We start from the raw sequence: 22,214 nt of genomic DNA on the forward strand, positions 1-22,214 counted from the left end.
GGCCGCAACGGCGCGGGCAAGTCCACCCTGCTCGCCACCCTCGTCGGCCTGGTCGAGCCGTCGTCCGGCTCCGTCACCGTCGGCGGGCGCACCCCGCACCGCACGCATCCGCGCGAGCTGATCCGCCAGGTCGGGCTCGTCCCGCAGGAGCCGCGCGACCTGCTGTACGCGGACACCGTCGCCGCCGAGTGCGCGGCGGCGGACACCGACGCGGGTGCCCCGCCCGGCAGTTGCCGCGCGCTGGTCGACGAACTGCTGCCACGCGTGCCCGACGCGACGCACCCGCGCGATCTGTCGGAGGGGCAGCGCCTCGCCCTCGCGCTGGCGATCGTACTGACGGGCCGGCCCCCGCTGCTGCTCCTGGACGAACCGACGCGCGGACTCGACTACGCGGCGAAGGCCCGCCTCGTGGACGTCCTGCGCGTGCTCGCCGCCGAGGGACACGCCATCGTGCTGGCCACCCACGACGTGGAACTGGCCGCCGAACTCGCCCGCCGGGTGGTGATCCTGGCCGACGGTGAGATCGTCGCCGACGGACCGACCCCTCAAGTCGTGGTCTCCTCACCGGCGTTCGCGCCCCAGGTCGCGAAGATCCTGGCCCCGCAGGAGTGGCTGACGGTGTCCCAGGTAGCCCGGGCGATGGCGGCGGAGGACCCGGCGTGAAAACCACACCTGATCCCCAGGCCCGCCCCGTACGCCTCGGCCCCCGCTCCGTCGCCGCGCTCGTCCTCGTCAGCGCGATCGGCGTCATCGCCTTCGGGTGGCCGCTGCTCGCCGACTCCGCCTCCGGGCTCGCCCACTCCCAGGACGCGCCCTGGCTCTTCGCCGCGTTGCTCCCGCTCCTGGTGGCCGTGGTCGTCGCGACGATCGCCGACTCCGGACTGGACGCCAAGGCGGTCGCGATGCTCGGCGTGCTGGCCGCCGTCGGCGCCGCGCTGCGTCCGCTCGGCGCGGGGACGGCCGGGCTGGAACCGATGTTCTTCCTGATGGTGCTGAGCGGCCGGGTCCTCGGTCCCGGTTTCGGTTTCGTCCTCGGCTCGGTGACGATGTTCGCCTCCGCGCTGCTGACGGGCGGCGTCGGGCCGTGGATGCCGTTCCAGATGCTGTCGATGGGCTGGTTCACGATGGGCGCGGGCCTGCTGCCGGGCCCGGACCGGCTGCGCGGGCGCGGGGAGTCGCTGATGCTCGCGGCGTACGGGGCGCTGGCCGCCTTCGCGTACGGCACGATCATGAATCTTCAGGGCTGGACCTATATCGGCGGGCTCTCGTCCGGCATCTCGTTCCAGCCCGGTGACCCGGTCCACGAGAATCTGGTGCGCTTCCTCGCGTACTGCGCGGCGACGTCCTTCGGCTGGGACCTGGGGCGGGCGGCGCTCACCGTCGTACTGACCCTGACGATCGGCGCCACGGTCCTCAAGGCGCTGCGCCGGGCGACGCGCCGCGCCGCGTTCGACGCGGACGTCACCTTCCAGGACCCGGCGGGGGCTCCCGTCAGCGCAGCCGGAGGCCATCCGGGCCCCGGAGGCCGGCCCCCGCCGTAGGGTCCCCACGGCGCACCGCCACCGCCACCACTCCTCGTCCGTCCCCCTGTTCCCACCCGCACGCGATGGGCCGCGGGACTGGTCGATCCCGCTCCTGAGGGGACGTCAGGGGGCCGGTTCCGGTTCCGGTCCCACCTCCAGCTCGCCGACCGTCTCGCCCCCGCTGGTCTCCCCCGTCAGCCGGAATCCGAGCCCCAGGTAGAAGCGTTCGGGCCCGTCCTCCGCGGGCTCCCAGGTGGCGGTCAGCCGGGTGCCGCCGCGGCGGCGGATCTCGGCGGCGACGGACTCGACCGCGAAGCGGCCGTAGCCACGCCCCTGTTCACCGGCGGCGATGTTGAGGCGCCACAGCCCGGAACGGATGTCCTTGCCCGTGCCGTCCCCGGCGAAGTCGATGTCGAGGAAGGCCATCAGGAAGCCGACGACCCGGTCGCCGTCGAGGATGAGCCGGGGCCAGGCGGTGTCCTGGTGCACATACGCCTCGGCGAGGGACTTCACGACCGGGGCGACCAGATGCTCCTGGTCGGGGCGGACCTTCACCCCGGTCGCGACCTCGAAGTTCTCGGGGGTGATCTTCTCCAGACGGAGCGTGGTCGTCGTCATACGGAGAAGGTATAAGGCCCGATCAAGTGATTTATCGCGCCGCCGACTTCGGGCCGGGATCCCGCAGCCCCGGCGCGGTCATGTCGCCCGACCCCTTCCTGTCCGCGTCCGCGCCACCCGGGCCCTCGTCACCCGTGCCGGATCCGCCCGACCTCTTCCGCCACACCGGCGGCGCCGCCGCCGGCGTCACCCCTTCCAGCCGGCGCGGCCCCGCCAGGACGTACGTGAGGGTGAAGCCGACGCCCACGACGAGCGCTCCGCCGACCGCGTCCAGCACCCAGTGGTTGGCGGTGGCGACGATCGCGCAGACCGTGAACAGCGGGTGCAGCAGCCCCAGCAGCTTCATCCACAGCTTGGGCGCGAGCAGCACGATCACGATCCCGCACCACAGCGACCAGCCGAAGTGCAGCGACGGCATCGCCGCGTACTGGTTGGTGATGGTGGTCATCGGGCCGTAGTCGGGGTTGGCGAGGTCCTGCGGGCCGTGCACGGTGTCGATGTAGTCCAGGCCCGGCATCAGGCGCGGCGGCGCCAGCGGGTAGAGCCAGAAGCCGAGCAGCGCGAGCAGGGTGGCGAAGGCGAGCGAGGCGCGGGCCCAGCGGTAGTCGGCGGGCCGTCGTACGTACAGGACGGCGAGGATGGCGAGCGGCACCACGAAGTGGAACGAGGTGTAGTAGAAGTCGAAGAATCCTTCCGCCCACTTCGCCTTCACCACCGCGTGGTTGACCCAGCGCTCGATGTCGATGCCGAGCGCTTCCTCGATGGCGATGACCTGGTGCGCGTGCGACTCGGCGGCCTCGCGTCCGCCGGTGGCGGCGGCGCGGATGTGCGAGTAGACGGAGTAGCCGACGCGGATGGCGAGCAGTTCGAGCAGCAGGTTCGGCCGGCTGACGAGCCGCCGCCAGAAGGGCGCGAGCGGCACCCGTCTCCAGCGCGCGGCGACGGGCTTCGCGTACGTGGTCGGGATGGGCCGCTCGAAGAACGGCGAGGTACGGGTGAGGAACGGTACGGCGCAGGCGGCGGCCAGGGCCGTGATCAGCAGCACGTTGTCCCGCACGGGGTGCAGGACCGTCATGTTGGGCAGCATCATCCTGCCCGGCAGCGTCATCACTATCACCACGACCACCGGCCACACGGGCCGGTCGGCGGCCCGTGTGCCGACCCGGCCGACGAGCGCGAGCAGCACCCACACGAGCTGGTGCTGCCAGGCGGTGGGCGAGACCGCGACGGCCACACAGCCGGTGATCGCGACGGCCAGCAGCAGCTGCCCGTCCAGGGCGTAGCGCGCGGCGCGGCGCAGCCCGACGAAGCAGACGGCGGCGGCCAGTACGACGAACAGGGCGATCTCCAGGGGCCCTTCGAGGCCGAACCGCAGGAGCGCGCCGTGCAGGGACTGGTTGGCGAGGCTGTCGGGGCTCTCGCCGAGGCCCGCGCCCGCGAGATGGCGGGTGACGTACGTCCACGAGTCGCTCGGCAGCGCGACCCAGGCGAGCGCGGTGCAGGCCGCGAAAGTCCCGACGGTGGTGAGGGCCTGGCGTCGGCGGCCGGTCAGCCACAGCAGCGGGGCGAACAGCAGTACGGCGGGCTGGAGGGCGGCGCCGAGACCGATGAGGATGCCGGGGCCCGGTTCGCCCCGGTCGCCGCGCGCGACGAAGAAGGCGAGGAGGACCAGGAGCACCGGGATTATGCTCGTCTGCCCCAGATGGAAGCTGTTGCGGACCGGCAGGGACAGCATGAGCAGGCTGATCGCGACCGGCGCGGCGAGCAGTCGCGTACGGCGTGACACCGTGCCCGGCAGGGCGCGCGCCGCGACGAGGCCGAGGGCCACGACGAGCAGCAGTGTGCCGAGCGTCCAGGCGACACCGAGGGCGTGTTCGGCGGCCCGCCCCAGTGGTTTGAGCACCAGGCCGGCGAAGGGCGTGCCGGTGAACTTGCCGCTCTCGTACAGCGAGCCGGACACGTGCAGGACGCCGTTCTCGCCGATCCAGGTCTCCAGGTCGAGCAGCCGCTCACCGGGGGGCAGCCGCAGCACCGCCACCGTCTGGCGTACGGCGAGACCGGCCGCCAGCGCCCACAGCACCGCGCGCGCGACGCCGTGCCCGTTCCCCGCGACCCCGAATCCGCTCCCTGCCGCCGTACTGCCCCGCACACCCTGCTCCGCATTCACCACGCCGCGCCGACCCTCCGTTTCCAACCCTCGACCCTGGGTCATGAGCCTCGCATTCCCCCACTGTGGAGACTCAGGCAACCCCCTCTTCGCCTGAGTGTCATCCGTCTTTTGTCCGGATGCAGATGAAAGCACCGATGACACCACAGTCCGCACGCGGAACCGGAACGGCGTGCTCGCCCGTCTGAGGCGTTGGGTTGACGCGAAACGGGGGCACGGGGGATGCGGAAGGCTCAACGGGTGTTTCTGGTGGTCTGCGCGCTGCTTCTGACGCAGCTCGGATCACTGGTCGCGCCGGCGTACGCGTGCGGCTGCGGCGCGATGGTGCCCGGGCGGCAGGCCACGATGGGGGTCGACAGGGAGACGTCGGTGGTCCGTTGGGACGGCGCCACGGAGCAGATCGTGATGCGTTTCACGGTGAACGGGGACGCGCGGGAGGCCGCGTGGATCATGCCGGTGCCGGGCCGCGCCGATGTGGAACTGGGCGATCCGGCTCTCTTCTCGGAGCTGGACGACCTCACGGCGCCGGAGTTCCGCACCCGGTACTACTTCTGGCCGCGCGGCGGCGACTGGCCGTTCGCCCCGGACGGCGACGGCCTGTCGGCCGGCGCGCCGCTGCCGGGCTCCACGGCGCCCCCGGTCGGAGTCGTCGGCCGCGAACGCCTCGGCGACTTCGACGTGGCCCGCCTGACGGCGACGGACCCGGACGCGCTCGGGGACTGGCTGGACATCAACGGCTTCGACCTGCCGGCCGACCTCGCCACGGGGCTCCGGCCGTACGTGGAGCGTGAGTGGGAGTACGTGGCGGTGCGCCTGGCCCCGGAGGAGGACGGCGCGACCCTGAGCGGCACGCTGGACCCGCTCCGGATCAGCTTCGGGAGCGACCGCCTGATCTACCCGATGCGCCTGTCCCGGCTGGCGGACCAGCCGCAGTCACTGGGTCTGTACGTGCTGGCCGACCACCGGATGGAACCGCGCGACGCGATCGGCGGCGACGCGCCGAAGGTTCGGTTCGCGGGGCGCGTCCCGGCGGCCGGGTCACCGGCCGTGGGCGAACTGACGGGCGGCGGACGGCCGTTCCTCACGGCGATCGACCAGTACTTCCCCCAGCCCGAACGCATCGACGCGGACCACGAGTTGCGCGCGACGGCGTCGGACACGCCGTACCGGCAGATCCACTACGACGAGAAGCTGCGCGAGTTCGCGGGCGTCCCGGCGTGGCTGGTCACGGTGGGCGGGGTGTTCGCGGTGCTGATCCTGCTGGTGGTCGCGACGGCGGTGCTACGGGTACGCCGCCGGCCGTCCGTCACCCCGGCTGCCTGATGCTCTCGATGATCCGGGCGAAGCCCTCCTCGCCGTGACCCGCGTCGATCTGGCGGTGGATGAGCCGCTGGACCATGGCGACGGCCTCCGTACCGATGCCCTGGTCGGAACTGGCGGCCAGGATGTCGTCGAGGCTGGAGAACGTGAGGCTCTGCTGTCCGTCGACGGTGTAGTCCCCGCCGTCGACGACCTCGGCGAGCCCGTCGAAGGTGCTGGTCATGGCGGCCAGCCACGGCGCGGCCCTCGCGGCGAACTCGCCCGCCGTGACGCCGGCCGGGGCGACCATGGCGGCCCCGTGCATGAATCCGGCGAACATCACGTACATGCCGGCGAGCAGGGCGAGGTCGTACAGGGACGCCAGCCCCGCGTCCTCGCCGAAGTAGGCACTGGTCCCCCACACGTCGAGCAGCGGCCTGCACTCGTGGAAGACATCGGCCGAACCGCTGTAGAGAATCGAGGACCCGGGCCGGCCGATCATCGACGGCGTGGCCATGACGCCGCCGTCCAGATACGCGACCCCGGCGCGCTCGGCCCAGGCGGCCAACTCCCTCGAATGCGCGGGTGATGTCGTGGTCACGTTGATCACCGTCCGCCCGGCCAGCTCCCCGGCGAGCGGATCGAGCACCTCATGGACCGACTCGTGATCGAGCAGACACACGACCACCACCCGGCTCGACCGAACGGCACCGCCGGCCGTACCGGCGGCCACCGCACCCCGCGCGACGAGCCCGTCCGCCTTCCCCGCGGACCGGTTCCACACGGTCGTCGCGTATCCGGACTCCACCAGGGCACCGGCGAGGGCGGTGCCCATCGCCCCCAGCCCGAGAACACTCACCTGAACGCTGTCGTCAGTTGTCATGGGGTCGATCCTCGCCGTGGCCGATAGAGTTGACCAGTACGGACTATTTGGTCGGGTACCCACTCTCAGGTAAGTACGTCTTGGGGAGCGCATGGCGAAGTCGGCACGACGTGGCCCTTACTTCTGCGGCATCGACGCGGCGATGGACGTGGTCGCCGGCAAGTGGAAGCCGCTGATCCTCTGGGAACTGAACAACTACGGCACCCGCCGCTTCGCCGAGCTGCGACGCGGTCTGCCGGGCGTCAGCGAGAAGATGCTGATCCAGCATCTGCGCGAGATGGAGGAGGACGGCCTGGTGCACCGCGAGGTGTACCGCCAGGTGCCGCCGAAGGTCGAGTACTCCCTGACGGAACAGGGCGTCTCGCTCAACACCGCGCTGTCCTCGCTGGGGAAATGGGGCACGGAACGGATGCGCCGGATGGGCGCCGAGAAGGTCCCGGCCGCGGTCGACGAGCCGGTCGGATGACCCCATGAGCCGAGACCTGGTGCCGTTCCTCCACGCACGGCTGGACGAGGAGGCCAAGCGGCGCGTGCTGGCCCGCCATGTGCCGTGGGACAACCGGGACGACTGCCGGTACGACGGCGAGACCTGGCCGTGCGACGACCTGCTCGACCTCGCCTCGCCCTACGCCGGTCACCCCGACTACTCCCGCGACACCCCTGAGCCCGTACGACGCGCCGCACGACCGCGCGCCCGCCGTCGGGCGAAGCGGTGACGACGGGCCGTGGGCCGGTATAGGTGCGGCCGGGTGGGCTAGCCTGCGGCCACCGGTCCCCGGGGCGTGGTCGACTGCCAGGCCGCGAACAGGGGGGCCTCGCCTGTGCCGTCCAGGATCGTCACGCCGAACGGGCGGTCGAAGGCGATCCGTACCACGCGCGTCGGCGGGGCCGACCCCGCGCGCATCAAGATCGCCGTCACCGCCGCCGCCTCGACGCCGAGCTCGGCGACCTTCACCACCGCCTCCTGCACGACCTGGTCGATCGCGAGCCGTTCCGGCGAGAGACCCGAGAAGTCGGCGGCGCCGCTCGTCGCGAACCTCACGCCGAGCGCCGCCAGTTGGGGCGTGATGTCGGTCGTCGTACGGAGTTCGAGCCGCGGCAGCGCGAGGCTGATCACCTCGGTGTCGATCACGGTACGGCGCGACGCGGGCGCCCACGCGGCGGGCAGGACGTCCGCCGCCCTCGCCCCCTCCTCGCCCAGTACGAACCGCACCCGCACGGCGGACCTGCCGCCCTCGCAGCGCAGTTCGACCACCTGTGTGCCGTCGACCGTCCACGCGGCGCCCGCACGGAGCTGCTTGCGCATGGTCGGTACGTCACGTACCGACCCGGCCGCGTCCGTGAAGGGCAGGTCGGCGGTGGCCATCGGCTCGAAGGGGTCTTCCCAACGCGCCTTCAGAGCAAGGACGTTGACGAGCGCGAGCAGCGTGCCCGCGTCGATGTCCACCGGCAGCTTCTCGATCAGCCCGCCGGTCGCCTCCCGTACCCAGGTGTCGATCCCGGCGGGATCCATGTCACCGAAGGCGATGTCGGGAAGGGCTTCCCGGTACGCGCGGTAGACCGGGACGCGGCTCCACACCCGGGTGGCCACGGCCAGTTGCTCCGTCCGGGCCAGCGCACGGGCGCTGTCGGTCACGGCCTCGGCGACGTCGCCGTCGAGCCCCAGCAGGCCGGCCAGTTCATCGGCCGTCTCGCCCCGGGCCCCGGCGGTCACCGCGCCGAGCGCCAGCCACAGCCCGGCGGGCGAACAGACGAAGTCGCCGTCCACGCCCGCCCGTTCACCCTCGCCGCGTACGCGCAGCCATCGCTCGGCGAGCGTCTGCATCGCCCCGGCGTATGTCGTCAGTCCTGTCACCTGTCCCATCCGGTGAGCGTACGACGAGCGGCCCGCGCACCCCGCCGGGACGTGGGACGAGGACGGCCGCGGTCCCAACGCGGCCGTCCTCGGGTTCTTGGATTCTCCCGGCGCCTGGCGCCTCAGATCCGCAGCAGCCGCTCCGTGACCTCGCGGTAGCTCCGCAGCACGAGCCGCAGATCCTCCGTGTCGGCCGCCGGCCCGTCACTGCCGGCGCCGTGCGCGTCCCAGCTGTCGCGCAGGGCGCGGGGCCGTTCGGCGAGGGCCGCAGTGAGGCGCTTGGCCGCGTCCTCCAGTACGTCCGCCGCTTCCTCGACCGAGCGCCTGGGCCCGTCGATGAAGGTGGACAACGCTTCCTGGAGGCGCAGGTTCAGCTTGTCGCACTCGTCCTGGGGGATCAGCCGGGGCGCCTGCTCCGGCGTGGCCTCCGGCGTCCGGCCGGGCGCGGTCCCACGCGCCGGCGCGGTCCCTGTGGCAGACGCCGTCGGAGGAGGCGTGGGGGGCGGCGCCGTCGGCCTCGCGGGCCGGGTTCCCGCGTCCCCGCCGGCGCCGGCACCGGCGCTCTCCGTCTCTGACAGCGGCACGACCGGCGTCACGGGCTTGCTGCCGCGCTCACTCCTGATCGCGCGCCCACCCTCGTCGTGTTCCTTCGCGTCGTACGTCATCACACACCACTCCCTTTAGGCCTCAGTGCGGGGCTCCGGCCGGGGATTCCGGGACGGTGCCGGGGGCTGTCCTCCTTGGCGTCCAGCACGAGCCGCTCGAAGAGCCGGCGCGCCGCGACCATCGCCTCGCGCAGTTCCTCGGTGCTCGCGTCGTGGCCCGCCTCCGAGGCCGCCTGGTGCACCCTGCGGTAGCCGTCCACCTCGTGCGCGTGGTGCACGGAGAGCGCGTCGAGGTGGTCGGCGTGCTGCTCGGCGTCCGGGAAGCCCCGGTCGGCAGCCAGCCGGGAGATCAGCTTGTCGGCCTCCACGACGGCCTGTCGCGGGGAGTCGACGAAACGCTCCTGGACACCGGCCCAGTGGGCGACGTACTGGTCACGCGCCTCGGCGGGCAGCGGGCGCGGGCGCAGTTCGCCATGGCGCCTGACCCGCTCGGCCAGCTCGTTCTCGGCGGCCTTGACATCTCCGTGGTGCCGGTTGACGGCACGCTCGTACTCGGGGCCGAACCGCCGCTTCAGCCCGCCGCGTCCGCCACCTTTGCCGGTCCCGTACAGGGCGGCGGCGACAACGCCGGCGACCACCACGATCAGCGCGACGACGATCAGGACAGTGGACATGGTTGCCTTCCTGGATTCCTGGATTCGACTCGTGTTCCGGTGAAGGGGCGCCTCAGGAAGTCGGGTTGCCCGGAATCGGCTCGCCAAACAGCGCCGGCCCGGGATAGGGAGATCCCATGAACTGGATCGTCCGTCCCGAGTCCTTCGCCGCCCCCGAGGCCACCCGGCTGCGCCGCGACTACTACGCCGAGGTCGCGAGCCGCTACTGGCGGCGCCCGGCGACGGAAGCGGAGATCGACGAGGGCCTGGCCGACGACCCGCCCGACGAACTCACCCCGCCCACCGGTGAGTTCGTCGTGGGGCGGTACGGCGGCGTGCCCCAGTCGTGCGGCGGCGTACTGCTGCTCCCCGGGCCCGGGTCACGTACGGCCGAGCTGACGCGGGTGTACGTCCGTCCCGCCGTACGCGGCACGGGGGGCGGTCGCGCGCTCCTCGCGGCGCTGGAGGAGGCGGCCCGCGGGCTCGGCGCGACGCGGATCGTGCTCGACACGCGGCTGGACCTGGTGGAGGCGCGGGGCCTGTACGCCGCGTGCGGTTACGACGAGATCCCGGCGTACAACGAAGGCCCCTACCGGGAGATCTGGTTCGGCAAGGACCTCAAGGGCCCTCGATAGCCTCTTCCCCACTCACACCGAGTGGTCGCCACGCGGCTCCCTCCCCGGCCGCTCCGCGTCCGACCCGCCCAGCTCGTCGCTCAGCTCCTCCACCAGCCGCACCAGATCCGTCGGCCGGTCCGGCCCCCACCAGTCCCCCAGCAGCTCGGCCAGCGACTCCTCCCGCGACCGCGCCAGCACCCTCGCCACGTCCAGACCGTGCTCGGTGAGGACCAGCCCCACCCCGTCCCGGCGGGCCAGGCCGCGCTCCTCGATCTGCCGGGACGCGTCGTTGATGACCGACAGCGGTACGGGGGTGGTGTCGGCGAGCCGGGCGGGCTCGACCACCCCGTGGCGCCGGATGCGCAGCAGCAGCCAACTGGCCGCCGGGAGCAGGTCGTACCCGGATCTCTCGGTGATCTTCTCGTAGATCCGCCGGCGCCCCTCGCGGGTGCCGAGCACGGACAGCACGCGGGCGCACTCGTCGCGGGAGGAGCGTTCGACCGGGTTGCTGGCCAGGGTCTCGGTGGCCTCGGGGGCGGTCACCGAGCCGCGCAGCTTGTCCTCCTTGAGGAACCAGGAGACGACGAACGCCACGAGGACGACGGGCACGGCGAACAGGAAGACGTCGGTGATGGACGTCGCGTACGAGTGGAGCACCCCGGACCGTACGGCGGCCGGCAGACTTCCCACGGAGCGCGGGTCGGAGGCGAGTTCTCCCGGGCTCACGCCGGGCGGCAGCGGCTTCCCGGCGAGGGAGTCGGTGAGCTTGTTCCGCAGCAGATTGGTGAAGATCGTGCCGAAGATGGCGACACCGAACGAGGCGCCGATGGAGCGGAAGAAGGTCGCGCCGGAGGTGGCGACGCCCAGGTCCTCGTAACGTACCGAGTTCTGCGCGACCAGCACGAGCACCTGCATGACGAGGCCGAGTCCCGCGCCGAAGATGAAGAAGTAGACGCTCATCTCCCAGGTGCTGCTGTCGACCTTGAGCTGGTGGAGCAGCAGCAGTCCGATCGCGATGATGCCGGTGCCGGCGATCGGGAAGACCTTCCAGCGGCCGGTACGGCTGACGATCTGGCCGGACACGGTGGAGGTGAGAAGCAGCCCGAAGACCATCGGCAGCATGTGCACACCGGACAGGGTGGGAGACACGCCCTGCACGATCTGGAGGAACGTCGGCAGATAGGTCATGGCGCCGAACATGGCGAAGCCGACGATGAAGCTGATGACGCAGACGAGCGCGAAGGTCCGGATCCGGAAGAGCCCGAGGGGCAGTACGGGCTCCGCGGCCCGCCGCTCCACCCGGACGAAGAGGACGAGCAGGATCACGGCGAGGACGGCGAGGCCGATGATCTGGCCCGAGCCCCAGGGCCAGGTGGTGCCGCCGAGCGAGGCGACGAGGACGAGGCAGGTGGCGACGGCGGCGATGAGGAAGGTGCCGAGGTAGTCGATGGTGTGCTTGGTGGAGCGCACCGGGATGTGCAGGACGGCGGCGATGACGGCGAGGGCGACGACGCCGATGGGAAGGTTGATGTAGAAGACCCAGCGCCAGCTCAGATGCTGGGTGAACAGCCCGCCGAGCAGGGGTCCCAGGACGCTGGTGGCGCCGAAGACGGCACCGAACAGGCCCTGGTACTTGCCGCGTTCGCGCGGCGAGACGATGTCGCCGACGATCGCCATCGACAGCACGATGAGGCCGCCGCCGCCGAGGCCCTGCAGGGCGCGGAAGATGATGAGTTCGGCCATGCTCTGGGAGATGCCGCAGAGGGCCGAGCCGACGAGGAAGATCACGATCGCGGTCTGGAAGAGCTTCTTGCGGCCGTACTGGTCGCCGAGTTTCCCCCACAGGGGGGTGGCGGCGGTCGAGGCGAGCAGATACGCGGTGACGACCCAGGAGAGATGGTCGAGGCCGCCGAGGTCGCTGGCGATGGTGGGCAGCGCGGTGGAGACGATGGTCTGGTCGAGCGCGGCGAGCAGCAGGCCGAGCAGCAGGGCGCCGATGGAGACGAAGATGGTCCGCCGGCTGAGGCCCTCGCCGGGTACCGGGCTCGGGGGCGGGGTGCTCACTTCCTGAGCCATCGGCGTCTCCTCGGGTCTGCGTCTGCCCCCATCCTGATTGTTCTGCCGGTTTATGGCCTGTTATGTCCTGCCGAACGCGGTGGGCGGCACGGCCCACCTCCGGCGGCGCGGGGGCGGGCTGCATAATCGCTGACAGTTCATGGGAGGGGACCCACATTGACCGGACAGCTCTGTCCCGAATGCGGTACGCCGCGGGACGTGTACGGCAGACCGGGGGCCGGCTGCGACTGCTCGGAGCGGGCGGCGATCGCGGCGGCCGAGGACTTCCACCCGCTGCGAATACGGCCGTACGTGGCGCTGAAGGAACCGGACGGGGCCACGCCGTCCACGCCGCCGCCCTCGCTGCTGCCGCCGTACGACGAGGGCGAGGGCGAGGCTGAGGGCGACCGGTCGGAGGGCGCCGACCCGGCCGAGACGATGCGGCTGTCGCTGCCGGGGCTGCGGACGGCGCCGCCGGGCGCGGCGGCGGCCGATCCGGAACGGACGGGTGGGCGCAGGAGGTTCGCGCGGGTGGCGCTGACAGCGGCGGCGGTGGTGGCGGTGATCGGCGCGGCGTCGTTCGCCGGGGGGCTGTTCACCGGGGACGGCGGGGATGACGAGGCGACGTCCGACCTGAACTCGGGGCTGCCGACGGCGAGCGCGCGGCCGGACCCGTCGGCGTCGTCGACCACGTCCGCGTCCGCGCCGGGGCCCGCGTCCCCGTCGACGACCGTTTCGGGTTCGGCCAAGGGCACGGGTACGGGCACGGCGAGCGCGTCCGCCTCGGAACCGGCCGAGGACGGAGCGTCCTCACCGGGCACGGACCCCGACACCCCCTCGGCACCGGCATCGGCGTCGGACGGCACGCGGACGACGCAGGGGCCGGAGGCGGGTTCCGGGGCGACTCTGCGGCGGGGGGACAGCGGGGCGGAGGTCGAGGAGCTTCAGCGCAGGCTGTCGGAGATCTGGCTCTACGACGACGACTACGACGGCCGCTTCGGCGAACGCGTGGAGGCGGCGGTCCGCGTCTACCAGTCGTACAAGAGCATCGAGGGCGACCCGGGCGGCGTGTACGGCCCGGACACCCGGCGGGCACTGGAGGCGGAGACCAGCGGCAACGGCCGGGACCGGGGCCGCGGTGGCGGCGGCGGACACGGCCGGGGGGACGAGTAGGCCGTGTCTTCGAGGCGGTCCGGAACAGGGCCGGGGTGGCGTGATCCCGTGGCCACTTTGTATAGTCATTGAACAAAGCGGTTCCCGTCCGTGTCCCTGACCGGCGGGCGGGAGCCGCTCTTGCCTGCGCTCATCCCCCGCTTGGAGTCCGCCGATGCCGGCCAACGCCCCGACCACGACGACCACCGTCCTGACCGTCCGCGCGCTACTGCTCGACATGGACGGGACCCTGGTCAACTCCGACGCCGTCGTGGAACGCTGCTGGCGCCGGTGGGCGGTCGAGCACGGCCTGGACCCGGAGGAGGCCCTGAAGGTCGTCCACGGCCGCCAGGGCTATCTCACGATGGCGGTCCTGCTGCCGGACCGGCCGATGGAGCTGAACCTCGCCGACAACCGGGTCATGCTGGCCGAGGAGACGGCGGACCTGGACGGCGTCGTCCCCGTCACCGGCGCACCCGCCTTCATGGCGGCGATCGCCGGGCTGCCGCACGCGTTGGTGACCTCGGCGGACGAAGCCCTCGCGACGGCGCGCCTGACCGCGTCCGGCCTCCCGATCCCGGCGACCCGCGTCACCGCGGAGCACGTCTCGGCGAGCAAGCCGGACCCGGAGGGCTTCCTGAAGGGCGCCGCCGAACTGGGCGTCGACCCGGCGGACTGCCTGGCGCTGGAGGACTCCGACGCGGGCATCACGGCCGCGCGCGCTGCGGGCATGCGGGTGCTGGGGGTGGGCCCGCGGGCGGTTTCACTGTCCCCGACGGCTCACACGTACGACCTCACGGACGTACGGGTGACGGCCCCCCTGCCGGACGGCACGTTCGAGGTCCACGTGGGCGCCTGACCCACGGCGCCCACGGTCTCTCCGCTACCCGTGCCCCCGGTGCTCCACCTCTGAATCAGGGCCCGGCACCAGGATCGACTCATGACCGCGCTCGTCACGCACCCGGAAGGGCGGCGTGTGGGGCGGTCCCAGTACCTCGACGACCTCCACCACCCGGTCCTGCTCGCCGACGATCCGGCCGTGCACGACCAGCCGGTCTCCCTTGTTCGCATCCATGGATCCGCCTCCTCTCCTTCCAGTGTCCGCCCGTCGCGGGCGGTGGGCGACCCGCCGGGACGCGGCACGGGCCACGGTCCGGTCACGCCTCCCGGTGCACCCGCCCCCGCGCCACCAGCTCAAGCACCACACTCACCGCCACCGCCTGCACCGCCATCAGCGCCACCAGGACGAACAGCTGCACCGCGCCCGCGAACAGCGGCGACGCGCCGCCCAGCAGCATCCCGACGAAGGCGCCCGGCAGCGTCACCAGCCCCACCGTCCGCGTCTGGTCCAGCCCCGGCAGCAGCGCGTCGGCCGCCGCCGGGCGCGCCACCTCCAGCCGGGCGTCCCGGTCGGGCAGACCGATCGCGAACCCGGCCTCCACCTCGCCCCGGCGCGCGCCGAGTTCGTCCAGCGCGCGCCGCCCGCCGAGCACCGTCGCCGTGAGCGCGCCGCCGATGAGGATGCCGGTGATGGGGATCAGGGCGATGCCCTTGACGGGTACGAGCCCGGTGAGCAGCAGCACCGCGACCACCGGCGCGACCCCCGCCCCGATCGGCACCGCGGCCCACCACCAGGTCCCGTTGGCGGTGATGCGGCGCCCCGCGGTGCGTACGGCCACCGCGTACATGAGCACGATGAAGGCCAGCAGCGCCGGCACGGACCCGACGACCCACCCGATCACCAGGGAGACCGCGCCGAGTTGAACCGCCGCCCGCACCCCGGCGGTCGCGATCTCGCGCGCCCGCCCGAGGTGCGCGAGCGCGGCGGTCCCGGTGGCGGCGACCAGCAGGACCGCCAGGACGACTCCGAACGTCACATCAACCTTCAGCAACATGCGCCCCACCCAACCTCAATCCTTGGCGGACATTTTGCCCGTACGTCAGATAGCGCCCGCAAGCGCGGTGTTGACGCCCCTCGTACTCACGACCGACACCCCAAAACTCTTGATGTGACGTGCCCATGTCGTCACCCTGTTACCTGGTGCCCACCTCACAGCAATGCGGCACCGCGACGATGAGCGCGTTCGGGTCCGGCCCCACACGGTTTCCGATCGGTCAGCTTCCAGCCCCCACGACAAGGGAGTTCTCATGTCAGGTATCTACGCGCGTCATGGCCGTCCCGCCGGTCGAATAGCCGTTATCGCCGCGTCCGCCGCGCTGGTCTCGGCCACCGCGCTGCTCGTCGCCCCGACCCCCGCCCAGGCTTCCCCGCCCACCCCGATCGCCGCCTCCACCGCGCGCACCTACCTCGGTCAGCTGACCGTCCGCGCCGAGGGCTCCACCAGCGGTTACAGTCGCGACCTGTTCCCGCACTGGATCACCCAGTCGGGCTCCTGCGACACCCGCGAGACGGTGCTCAAGCGCGACGGCTCGAACGTCGTGACGAACTCCAGCTGTGCGGCGACCAGCGGCAGTTGGTACTCCGAGTACGACGGCGCGACCTGGAGCGCCGCCAGTGACGTGGACATCGACCACATGGTTCCGCTCGCCGAGGCGTGGACCTCCGGCGCCAGCAGCTGGTCGACCGCCCAGCGCCAGGCCTTCGCCAACGACATGGGCAACCCGCAGCTGATCGCGGTCACCGACAACGTCAACCAGTCCAAGAGCGACCGCGACCCGGCGGAGTGGATGCCGCCGCGCGCCGCGTACCACTGCATGTACGCCCGCATGTGGGTGGACGTGAAGCACGCCTACAACCTGAGCGTCGACTCGGCCGAGAAGACCAAGCTGCAGAGCGTCCTCAACGGCTGCTGACAACAGCCTCAGACCAGCGGATATCCACCGGTGACAGGTGGCCGTGCCGCCTGTCACCGCCCGGAACCTGGTCGGCCCCCTCCGTCGTTCCGTACCGTACGGGGCGACGGAGGAGGCACCATCATGACCGGGCTGCGCCTGGGACCACTGCTGCGCTATGTCGACGGGGAATCCGCCGGCACGGCCACGATCTGGGTCGAGACGGACCGGCCGTGCACGGCCGAGGTCCGCTGCGAGGGCGGCGCGCACGGCTCGTCGCGCACGTTCCTGATCGCCGGGCACCACTACGCCCTGATCCCGGTGACCGGGCTGACCCCCGGTACGACGGTCGCGTACGAGGTGCTGCTGGACGAGGTACGCGTCTGGCCGCCCGAGGACTCCCCGTTCCCGCCGAGCGTGATCCGTACGCCGGGCGCCGCGACCCCGAGCACCGGCGCCCCGGGCACCGGCACCCCCGAGCTGCATGTCTCCTTCGGTTCCTGCCGCTGGGCCTCCGCGCCGGTCGGTGAGCCCGACCCGGTCGGGCCCGACGCCCTCCACACGCTCGCCGCGGCGCTCGCGGCCGACCCCGGAGCCGTACGCCCGGACGTCCTGATCCTCCTCGGCGACCAGGTGTACGCCGACGAGACGTCGAAGGCCACGCGCCGGCGGCTGGCCGGGCGCCGCGATCTGGCCGAGCCGCCGGGCGCGGAGGTCGCCGACTTCGAGGAGTACACCTACCTCTACGACGAGTCGTGGAGCGACCCCCAGGTCCGCTGGCTGCTCTCCACCGTGCCGAGCTGCATGATCTTCGACGATCACGATGTGATCGACGACTGGAACACGAGCGCGTCCTGGCTGGCCGAGATGCGGACGAAGCCGTGGTGGCGGGAGCGCATCCTGAGCGGCCTGATGTCGTACTGGGTGTATCAGCACCTCGGCAACCTCTCCCCCGCCGAACTGGCCGCCGACAAGCTGTACGCCGCCGTACGGGCGGAGTCGGACGGCACGCCGCGGCTGCGGGAGTTCGCCGTCGAGGCCGACGCCGATCCGGCCTGTGTGCGCTGGAGTTACCGCCGCGACTTCGGCCGGACACGACTGCTGATGGTCGACTCACGGGCGGCCCGCGTCCTGGCGGAGGGGGACCGGGAAATACTGGACCCGGACGAGGCGCGGTGGGTGCGTGACCAGGCGCTGACCGATCCGGGCGACCGCGACCACCTCCTGATCGGCACCTCCTTGCCCTGGCTGCTGCCGCCGCTGGTCCACGACGCGGAGAGCTGGAACGCCGCGCTGGCCGGGGGCGAGCGCGGGCCGCGCTGGGCGCGTTTCGGCGAGAAGCTGCGCAGGGCGGCGGACCTGGAGCACTGGGCGGCGTTCCCGACGTCGTTCGAGAAGCTGGCGGACCTGATCGCCGAGGTGGGGAGCGGGCCCGACGCTCCGGCGACGGTCTGTGTGCTGTCGGGCGACGTGCACCACGCGTACGTCGCCGAGCCGCTCTGGCGCACGGATCAGCCGCGCTCGCGGGTCGTCCAGCTCACCTGCTCCCCCGTGCACAACTCCATCCCGCTCTCGATCCGCCTCGGTTTCCGTTTCGGCTGGAGCAGGGTCGGCCGGCGGCTGGGGCGTGCGTTCGCCCGGCACGGCCGGGTGGCCTCCCAGTCGGTCACGTGGGGGAAGACCGGCGGTCCCTGGTTCGGTAATCAGCTGATGACGCTGACGTTGCGGGGACGGGCCGCGCGGCTGAGCCTGGCACAGGTGCGGGAGGGGGAAGGGGAGTCCGGCGCGGCGGCGCGGCTGGTGACCGTCGACGAACGGGAGTTGGCGCCGTAGTGGCACCGGGGTGACTTCGGAGCCGTACGTACACCCCCTTACGGACCTCTTCATCCGCATGTGCGGCGCCATGCCCGGTTCCTCCGTACCGGGCATTGGTCTGCCCATGTCATACGGAACGGGATCTCCGTCGCAGTTGCGACAAGTTCTTCGGAAGAGGCAGGTCAGAGGCCATGAACTCATCTTCGCACCGGAGAACGGACGTTCGGCCGAGAAGTACCCGTTGGCGGGATGTTGAACTTGCAAGCATTCCTTGGGGCTGCCTACCGTGAGGCATCTCGTCGGTTACGTCCCGAACCGAAGGAGCCTCACCCCCCATGTCAACACGTCTCAACCACGCGCAGCCGTACGCCCTCGGACTCTTCCGCATGGTGATCGGACTGCTCTTCGCCTGCCACGGCGCCGCGACCCTCTTCGGCGTCCTCGGCAAGGACACGGTCGAAGCCGGCACCTGGCCCGGCTGGTACGCCGCAGTCATCCAGCTCGTCGGAGGCAGCCTGGTCCTCCTCGGCCTGGGTACCCGGATCGCCGCGTTCGTGGCCTCGGGTTCCATGGCGTACGCCTACTTCAACGTCCACCAGCCCGACGGGCTGTTCCCCTTGCAGAACGGTGGCGAGGCCTCGGCGATATTCTGCTGGGCCTTTCTGCTGATCGTCTTCGTCGGCCCCGGCGCGCTCTCGCTGGACCGGCTCATCGGCACGCGCGGCACACGCGAGCCGGAGCGCCGCGACCAGCCCACGGCGGTCGCGGCCTGACGGACGGTCAGCTCACCTGCTCCGCCGCCTGATCGGCGTCGGAGAACTCGAACAGCGGCACAGGCGCCCGGATCCCGTTTCGACGGGGTCCGGGCGCCTTCCTGTCCGGCAGACTCTGCCGGGCGCCCACATTCGGCCATTCCCCGATCTCAGCCATCCGACAAACAGGAGGTGGACAACACCCGCCCCGTGGGAAGGTGGTCCACCACACAGGCGTACGCTGTATGGCTGACAGCCACCCTCTCTTCACCTCGCGCGAAGGGGCCGGCGGTCAGGGGGATACGAGGCCGGGGGATTTCGGCTTCGTTACGGAAACGGGGAATGCGAAAGTGCTGGAGAGTCTGGGCGCGCTGACCGGCAGCCCATGGATCTACGCCGTGGTCGCGCTCTCCGTGCTCCTGGACGTGTTCCTGCCCGTGCTGCCCAGCGGTGTGCTCGTGATCACGGCCGCCACGGCGGCGGCGGCGGGCACCTCGGCGGTCGCCGACGCGGCGGGCAAGGTGTCGCACGTGGCCCATGTGCCGCAGGAGGTGCCCTCGTTGCTGGTGCTGATGGTGTGCGCGGCCGTCGCCTCCGTGATCGGTGACTTCGTCGCGTACCGCCTCGCCTGGCGCGGCGGGGACCGGCTGGCCCGCGCCATCGCGCGCTCCCGGCGGCTGACCACCGCGCAGGAACGCCTCGGCGCGTCCCTCACCGGCGGCGGGATCCTCGTGGTGATCGCGCGCTTCGTCCCGGCGGGCCGCTCGGTGGTCTCGCTGAGCGCGGGCGCGGCGCACCGCAGAGTGAAGGAGTTCCTGCCCTGGTCGGCGCTGGCGGCCGTGGCGTGGACGGGTTACAGCGTAGGGCTGGGCTACTTCGGCGGGCAGTGGCTCGGGGCGAGCTGGTTCGGCGCGGCGGTGTCCCTGCTGGCGCTGTTCGCGGCGGGGGCCGTGGCCGCGTACATCGTGCGCCGCCCGGCGCGGCGCCGTGACGGCGCACGCGGGCAGGTCCCGGCCCCGGTCGTCTGAGCCGTCCGGGCGGCCTCAGGTGTGCGACCTCAGGCGCGCGGCCTCAGGCGTGCGGCGTCAGGTGTGGGTCCGGGCAGCCGCGCCCCGTACCTCGATGCCGTCGAGCAGCCGCATCGTGGAGGCGGCGATCTCCTCGACGGCCCGGTCGAACACCTCGCGGTTGTGCGCCGCGGGCGCGCGGAAGCCGGAGACCTTGCGTACGTACTGAAGGGCGGCGGCCCTGATCTCCTCCTCGGTGGCCTCTTCGGGGATGACGGGCGGACGGAGAGTCTTGATGCTGCGGCACATACCTCCAGTGTGACCGATCACCGGCCCTGGTGGGTTCAGAAACAGAACTGATAACTTCTGGCGCATGACGACTGCCGATCTCACCGCGATGACCGGACTCGAACTGCTGCGCTGGGCGGCGAAGCAGCCCACGGACCGGCCCTCGATCGGACGGCTGCTCGGCATGACCTTCGACGAGCTGGAGGAGGGCCGCGTGGTGCTGTCGCTCAGCACGAAGCCCGACTTCGCGAACCCGCTGGGGACGGTGCACGGCGGTATCGCGGCGACACTGCTCGACTCGGCCCTCGGCTGCGCGGTGCACACGACGCTTCCGTCGGGTGTGGGGTTCACGACGCTGGAGCTGAAGGTGAACTACATCCGCGGCGTCGCCGTGGACGCGGGGCGGCTCACGGCGGTGGGCACGACGATCCACGTGGGCCGGCGGACGGCGACGGCGGAGGGCCGGGTCACGGACGAACGCGGCAAGCTGATCGCCCACGCGACGACGACGTGCATGATCCTGCGCCCCGAAGAGGGCCGCGGTCTCTGACACACGGCGCCGGACACGGCGCGGGAGTTGGAGCTGCTCAGGAGGTGCTCTCGGCCCGCAGCACCGGCCGTACGTCGCGTGGGTCGATCGGCTCGCCGCAGTCGGGGCAGGCCAGTCGGGGCGTCGTCGTGTGCCCGCACGTCTCGTGGCGCAGCCGTACGGGCGGGCCGTCGTCGCCCGCCATCCACCGGTCGCCCCAGGTGAGGAGGGACACGATCACGGGGTACAGACCGACGCCCTTCTCGGTGAGCCGGTACTCGTACCGCTCGGGCCGCCCCTGGTAGCGCACCCGCCGCAGCACCCCGTGCTCCACGAGCGTGGTCAGCCGCTCGGTCAGCAGGGGGCGTGAGGCGCCGGTGTTCGCCCGGAAGTCCTCGAAGCGCCGTACGCCGAGGAACGCGTCGCGCAGCACGAGCAGCGTCCAGCGGTCCCCCACCACCGACAGGGCTCGCGCGACCGAACAGTCGACGTCACCGATCTCGTTCCACCGCATGCGCCGAGTGTAGGAGCCGGGCGTTCCGCCGGGCGCCCTGCCGGGACCCGGCAACCGCCGCCCGTACAGGCTGCCCGGACCGGGGCTGCCGGGACGGGGCCAGCGCCGCTCATGCTGGGCGCCATGGTCCACCTCCAGCACACGGTGATTGTCGAGCCGGTGCCGCGCCGCTGGTTCGAGCAGGCGGTCCTCACGCTCTACGACCTGGTGGCGCGGACCCGCGCCGACGGCGGGCGGCTGTTCCTCGCGGACGGCCGCCGGGTGCCGGATGTCCGCCTGGCCGAGGGCGGTCATCTGCGCGTGGGCGCGGTGTACGAGGTGGACGACGACGCGGCGCGGATACGGGTGCGGGTCCTGGAGTGGGACCGGCGTTCGGCGGTGCGCGCGGCCCAGACGATCTCCGACGGCGCGGTGACGGCGGAGATCGAGGGGGTGCTGCGGGACGTCGAACACCCGCGGACCGCGGGGCTGCGCGGTTCGATACGTTCGTCCGGGACCCGGTGGGCGTCGCTGACACGGGCCACAGGGACGTCCCAGCTGCGGCTGGACGACTGGTGGACGGCGGCGGCCGGGACGGGCCCGGGCACCGCGTCAGCGCCGCTCGAAGCACGGCTGGACCACCGCCTGGGCGTTGCGACCGTACGGGCGTCACCGCACCGGCTCCCGGACGGCCGGTGGGCGATCCGCGTGTCGCTGACGGCGCGGGGCCGCTCGCTGCCGCGCCCGCTGACGGCGGTGGCCCTGCGCCTGGCGGCCCGCTCCCTGCACCGCTCCTTCACGGGCGCGCTGGAGTCCGCGGCGGCCCACTGGAACGAGACGGTCCCCGGCCTGGTGGCGCGGGACATGCCCCGGCTGCGCGAGCGGGCGCTGGACGCCCTGGCGGATCGGCCGGACAGGACCTAGGGCCTGTCTTCAAAGTAGCGCCGTCCGCCCGCAGGGCGGGGCCGGCGCCCGCCGCGGAGCGGCTGATGTCACGTTGGTGCGGTGCATCGCAAGGCGGAGGATCGGCCTCGTACTGGACGTACTCGGCCGACTCCGACAACGCAGGGGGCACCTCCCGTGCCCGAAGGGCTACGGGGGAGAGGTGCC

25 protein-coding genes are annotated in these 22,214 nt (G+C 72.1%); 14 read left to right on the plus strand and 11 right to left on the minus strand.

Translation table 11 applies throughout. The features are described from left to right. Both BHU15_RS30925 and BHU15_RS30930 read left to right on the plus strand, forming a co-directional pair. The coding region (locus BHU15_RS30925; protein ID WP_141726915.1) for an ATP-binding cassette domain-containing protein at positions 1–663 on the plus strand (663 nt) is incomplete at its 5' end. After that, positions 660–1,541: an ECF transporter S component gene (locus tag BHU15_RS30930; protein ID WP_069630156.1), complete on the plus strand. Its 882-nt coding sequence runs from the start codon at positions 660–662 to the stop codon at positions 1,539–1,541. The genes BHU15_RS30925 and BHU15_RS30930, both read left to right, overlap by 4 nt. Before the next feature lie 105 nt (positions 1,542–1,646). On the opposite strand, the gene BHU15_RS30935 is transcribed toward BHU15_RS30930, so the two are convergent. Together BHU15_RS30935 and BHU15_RS30940 are read right to left on the minus strand one after the other, a co-directional pair. Continuing rightward, positions 1,647–2,141 (minus strand): GNAT family N-acetyltransferase, encoded by a 495-nt coding sequence (locus tag BHU15_RS30935; RefSeq protein ID WP_069630157.1) that lies wholly within the window; start codon positions 2,139–2,141, stop codon positions 1,647–1,649. A gap of 31 nt (positions 2,142–2,172) precedes the next feature. Beyond that, a complete protein-coding gene (locus tag BHU15_RS30940) occupies positions 2,173–4,311 on the minus strand; it encodes a bifunctional glycosyltransferase 87/phosphatase PAP2 family protein (protein WP_381975837.1) in 2,139 nt (712 codons plus the stop codon). A 219-nt stretch (positions 4,312–4,530) separates the two neighbouring features. Here BHU15_RS30940 and BHU15_RS30945 point away from each other — a divergent pair, with 219 nt between their 5' ends. Continuing rightward, positions 4,531–5,631, plus strand: coding sequence for a DUF2330 domain-containing protein (locus BHU15_RS30945; protein WP_069630158.1), 1,101 nt, complete (start codon positions 4,531–4,533; stop codon positions 5,629–5,631). On the opposite strand, the gene BHU15_RS30950 is transcribed toward BHU15_RS30945, so the two are convergent. Then, entirely contained in the window at positions 5,615–6,490 is an 876-nt protein-coding gene (locus tag BHU15_RS30950) for an NAD(P)-dependent oxidoreductase (protein WP_069630159.1), read from the minus strand. The genes BHU15_RS30945 and BHU15_RS30950 overlap by 17 nt on opposite strands. 91 nt (positions 6,491–6,581) lie before the next feature. On the opposite strand from BHU15_RS30950, the gene BHU15_RS30955 reads away from it, so the two are divergent. Together BHU15_RS30955 and BHU15_RS30960 are read left to right on the plus strand one after the other, a co-directional pair. After that, positions 6,582–6,956 carry a winged helix-turn-helix transcriptional regulator gene (locus tag BHU15_RS30955; protein ID WP_069630160.1) on the plus strand — a complete coding sequence of 125 codons (375 nt, stop codon included), beginning with the start codon at positions 6,582–6,584 and terminating at the stop codon, positions 6,954–6,956. A 4-nt stretch (positions 6,957–6,960) separates the two neighbouring features. Continuing rightward, positions 6,961–7,206 (plus strand): DUF6221 family protein, encoded by a 246-nt coding sequence (locus tag BHU15_RS30960; protein WP_174566071.1) that lies wholly within the window; start codon positions 6,961–6,963, stop codon positions 7,204–7,206. A gap of 38 nt (positions 7,207–7,244) precedes the next feature. Here the strand turns inward: BHU15_RS30960 and BHU15_RS30965 are convergent, their stop codons facing one another. From BHU15_RS30965 to BHU15_RS30975, 3 genes are all read right to left on the minus strand, one after another. Beyond that, positions 7,245–8,354: a serpin family protein gene (locus BHU15_RS30965; RefSeq protein WP_069630162.1), complete on the minus strand. Its 1,110-nt coding sequence runs from the start codon at positions 8,352–8,354 to the stop codon at positions 7,245–7,247. A 113-nt stretch (positions 8,355–8,467) separates the two neighbouring features. Next, positions 8,468–9,010, minus strand: a complete 543-nt coding sequence (locus BHU15_RS30970; RefSeq protein ID WP_079128481.1) for a hypothetical protein — start codon at positions 9,008–9,010, stop codon at positions 8,468–8,470. After that, positions 9,010–9,624 carry a hypothetical protein gene (locus tag BHU15_RS30975; protein WP_069630163.1) on the minus strand — a complete coding sequence of 205 codons (615 nt, stop codon included), beginning with the start codon at positions 9,622–9,624 and terminating at the stop codon, positions 9,010–9,012. The genes BHU15_RS30970 and BHU15_RS30975 overlap by 1 nt, the downstream gene beginning before the upstream one ends. 116 nt (positions 9,625–9,740) lie before the next feature. Here BHU15_RS30975 and BHU15_RS30980 point away from each other — a divergent pair, with 116 nt between their 5' ends. Further along, positions 9,741–10,238 (plus strand): GNAT family N-acetyltransferase, encoded by a 498-nt coding sequence (locus tag BHU15_RS30980; protein WP_069630164.1) that lies wholly within the window; start codon positions 9,741–9,743, stop codon positions 10,236–10,238. 12 nt (positions 10,239–10,250) lie between these two features. Here the strand turns inward: BHU15_RS30980 and BHU15_RS30985 are convergent, their stop codons facing one another. After that, positions 10,251–12,296, minus strand: coding sequence for an MDR family MFS transporter (locus tag BHU15_RS30985; protein WP_069630165.1), 2,046 nt, complete (start codon positions 12,294–12,296; stop codon positions 10,251–10,253). Positions 12,297–12,494: 198 nt separating this feature from the next. On the opposite strand from BHU15_RS30985, the gene BHU15_RS30990 reads away from it, so the two are divergent. After that, complete coding sequence (locus BHU15_RS30990) at positions 12,495–13,448, plus strand: peptidoglycan-binding domain-containing protein (RefSeq protein WP_107422964.1); 954 nt, start codon at positions 12,495–12,497, stop codon at positions 13,446–13,448. 154 nt (positions 13,449–13,602) lie between these two features. After that, complete coding sequence (locus BHU15_RS30995; protein WP_069630167.1) at positions 13,603–14,286, plus strand: HAD-IA family hydrolase; 684 nt, start codon at positions 13,603–13,605, stop codon at positions 14,284–14,286. A gap of 24 nt (positions 14,287–14,310) precedes the next feature. On the opposite strand, the gene BHU15_RS31000 is transcribed toward BHU15_RS30995, so the two are convergent. Continuing rightward, positions 14,311–14,502: a DUF1918 domain-containing protein gene (locus BHU15_RS31000; protein ID WP_069630168.1), complete on the minus strand. Its 192-nt coding sequence runs from the start codon at positions 14,500–14,502 to the stop codon at positions 14,311–14,313. Positions 14,503–14,584: 82 nt separating this feature from the next. After that, positions 14,585–15,322, minus strand: a complete 738-nt coding sequence (locus BHU15_RS31005) for an ABC transporter permease (RefSeq protein ID WP_023542078.1) — start codon at positions 15,320–15,322, stop codon at positions 14,585–14,587. A gap of 253 nt (positions 15,323–15,575) precedes the next feature. On the opposite strand from BHU15_RS31005, the gene BHU15_RS31010 reads away from it, so the two are divergent. The 4 genes from BHU15_RS31010 (at position 15,576) to BHU15_RS31025 (ending at position 19,815) form a co-directional block, all read left to right on the plus strand. Continuing rightward, on the plus strand, positions 15,576–16,241 hold the full coding sequence (locus BHU15_RS31010; RefSeq protein WP_023542077.1) for an HNH endonuclease family protein: 666 nt from the start codon (positions 15,576–15,578) through the stop codon (positions 16,239–16,241). A 123-nt stretch (positions 16,242–16,364) separates the two neighbouring features. Beyond that, the gene (locus tag BHU15_RS31015) at positions 16,365–18,053 is read left to right on the plus strand and encodes an alkaline phosphatase D family protein (RefSeq protein ID WP_069630169.1); all 1,689 of its coding nucleotides are present in this window, start codon (positions 16,365–16,367) and stop codon (positions 18,051–18,053) included. Between the two features lie 317 nt (positions 18,054–18,370). Continuing rightward, the gene (locus BHU15_RS31020) at positions 18,371–18,808 is read left to right on the plus strand and encodes a DoxX family protein (RefSeq protein ID WP_023542075.1); all 438 of its coding nucleotides are present in this window, start codon (positions 18,371–18,373) and stop codon (positions 18,806–18,808) included. A 329-nt stretch (positions 18,809–19,137) separates the two neighbouring features. Beyond that, positions 19,138–19,815, plus strand: a complete 678-nt coding sequence (locus BHU15_RS31025) for a DedA family protein (RefSeq protein WP_069630170.1) — start codon at positions 19,138–19,140, stop codon at positions 19,813–19,815. Positions 19,816–19,872: 57 nt separating this feature from the next. On the opposite strand, the gene BHU15_RS31030 is transcribed toward BHU15_RS31025, so the two are convergent. Further along, entirely contained in the window at positions 19,873–20,103 is a 231-nt protein-coding gene (locus BHU15_RS31030) for a DUF2277 domain-containing protein (RefSeq protein WP_023542073.1), read from the minus strand. Positions 20,104–20,167: 64 nt separating this feature from the next. Here BHU15_RS31030 and BHU15_RS31035 point away from each other — a divergent pair, with 64 nt between their 5' ends. Next, entirely contained in the window at positions 20,168–20,632 is a 465-nt protein-coding gene (locus tag BHU15_RS31035) for a PaaI family thioesterase (protein ID WP_069630171.1), read from the plus strand. Between the two features lie 37 nt (positions 20,633–20,669). On the opposite strand, the gene BHU15_RS31040 is transcribed toward BHU15_RS31035, so the two are convergent. After that, positions 20,670–21,125, minus strand: coding sequence for a winged helix-turn-helix transcriptional regulator (locus tag BHU15_RS31040; protein WP_069630172.1), 456 nt, complete (start codon positions 21,123–21,125; stop codon positions 20,670–20,672). Positions 21,126–21,248: 123 nt separating this feature from the next. Here BHU15_RS31040 and BHU15_RS31045 point away from each other — a divergent pair, with 123 nt between their 5' ends. Then, positions 21,249–22,028, plus strand: coding sequence for a hypothetical protein (locus BHU15_RS31045; RefSeq protein WP_069630174.1), 780 nt, complete (start codon positions 21,249–21,251; stop codon positions 22,026–22,028). The last annotated feature ends 186 nt before the right edge of the window (positions 22,029–22,214 follow it).

The sequence above is a fragment of the Streptomyces niveus genome, assembly GCF_001723055.1.
GTDB classification, from domain to species: Bacteria; Actinomycetota; Actinomycetes; order Streptomycetales; family Streptomycetaceae; genus Streptomyces; species Streptomyces niveus.

Bases quoted from the DNA above. Each gene is read 5' to 3' on its own strand.
- BHU15_RS31020 (WP_023542075.1), top strand. From the start codon at position 18,371: ATGTCAACACGTCTCAACCACGCGCAGCCGTACGCCCTCGGACTCTTC.
- BHU15_RS31040 (WP_069630172.1), bottom strand. From the start codon at position 21,125: ATGCGGTGGAACGAGATCGGTGACGTCGACTGTTCGGTCGCGCGAGCC.
- BHU15_RS30960 (WP_174566071.1), top strand. From the start codon at position 6,961: ATGAGCCGAGACCTGGTGCCGTTCCTCCACGCACGGCTGGACGAGGAG.
- BHU15_RS31030 (WP_023542073.1), bottom strand. From the start codon at position 20,103: ATGTGCCGCAGCATCAAGACTCTCCGTCCGCCCGTCATCCCCGAAGAG.
- BHU15_RS30955 (WP_069630160.1), top strand. From the start codon at position 6,582: ATGGCGAAGTCGGCACGACGTGGCCCTTACTTCTGCGGCATCGACGCG.
- BHU15_RS30935 (WP_069630157.1), bottom strand. From the start codon at position 2,141: ATGACGACGACCACGCTCCGTCTGGAGAAGATCACCCCCGAGAACTTC.
- BHU15_RS30945 (WP_069630158.1), top strand. From the start codon at position 4,531: ATGCGGAAGGCTCAACGGGTGTTTCTGGTGGTCTGCGCGCTGCTTCTG.
- BHU15_RS30995 (WP_069630167.1), top strand. From the start codon at position 13,603: ATGCCGGCCAACGCCCCGACCACGACGACCACCGTCCTGACCGTCCGC.
- BHU15_RS30975 (WP_069630163.1), bottom strand. From the start codon at position 9,624: ATGTCCACTGTCCTGATCGTCGTCGCGCTGATCGTGGTGGTCGCCGGC.
- BHU15_RS31015 (WP_069630169.1), top strand. From the start codon at position 16,365: ATGACCGGGCTGCGCCTGGGACCACTGCTGCGCTATGTCGACGGGGAA.
- BHU15_RS30970 (WP_079128481.1), bottom strand. From the start codon at position 9,010: ATGACGTACGACGCGAAGGAACACGACGAGGGTGGGCGCGCGATCAGG.
- BHU15_RS30985 (WP_069630165.1), bottom strand. From the start codon at position 12,296: ATGGCTCAGGAAGTGAGCACCCCGCCCCCGAGCCCGGTACCCGGCGAG.
- BHU15_RS31000 (WP_069630168.1), bottom strand. From the start codon at position 14,502: ATGGATGCGAACAAGGGAGACCGGCTGGTCGTGCACGGCCGGATCGTC.
- BHU15_RS30965 (WP_069630162.1), bottom strand. From the start codon at position 8,354: ATGGGACAGGTGACAGGACTGACGACATACGCCGGGGCGATGCAGACG.
- BHU15_RS30980 (WP_069630164.1), top strand. From the start codon at position 9,741: ATGAACTGGATCGTCCGTCCCGAGTCCTTCGCCGCCCCCGAGGCCACC.
- BHU15_RS31045 (WP_069630174.1), top strand. From the start codon at position 21,249: ATGGTCCACCTCCAGCACACGGTGATTGTCGAGCCGGTGCCGCGCCGC.
- BHU15_RS30950 (WP_069630159.1), bottom strand. From the start codon at position 6,490: ATGACAACTGACGACAGCGTTCAGGTGAGTGTTCTCGGGCTGGGGGCG.
- BHU15_RS31035 (WP_069630171.1), top strand. From the start codon at position 20,168: ATGACGACTGCCGATCTCACCGCGATGACCGGACTCGAACTGCTGCGC.
- BHU15_RS31010 (WP_023542077.1), top strand. From the start codon at position 15,576: ATGTCAGGTATCTACGCGCGTCATGGCCGTCCCGCCGGTCGAATAGCC.
- BHU15_RS31005 (WP_023542078.1), bottom strand. From the start codon at position 15,322: ATGTTGCTGAAGGTTGATGTGACGTTCGGAGTCGTCCTGGCGGTCCTG.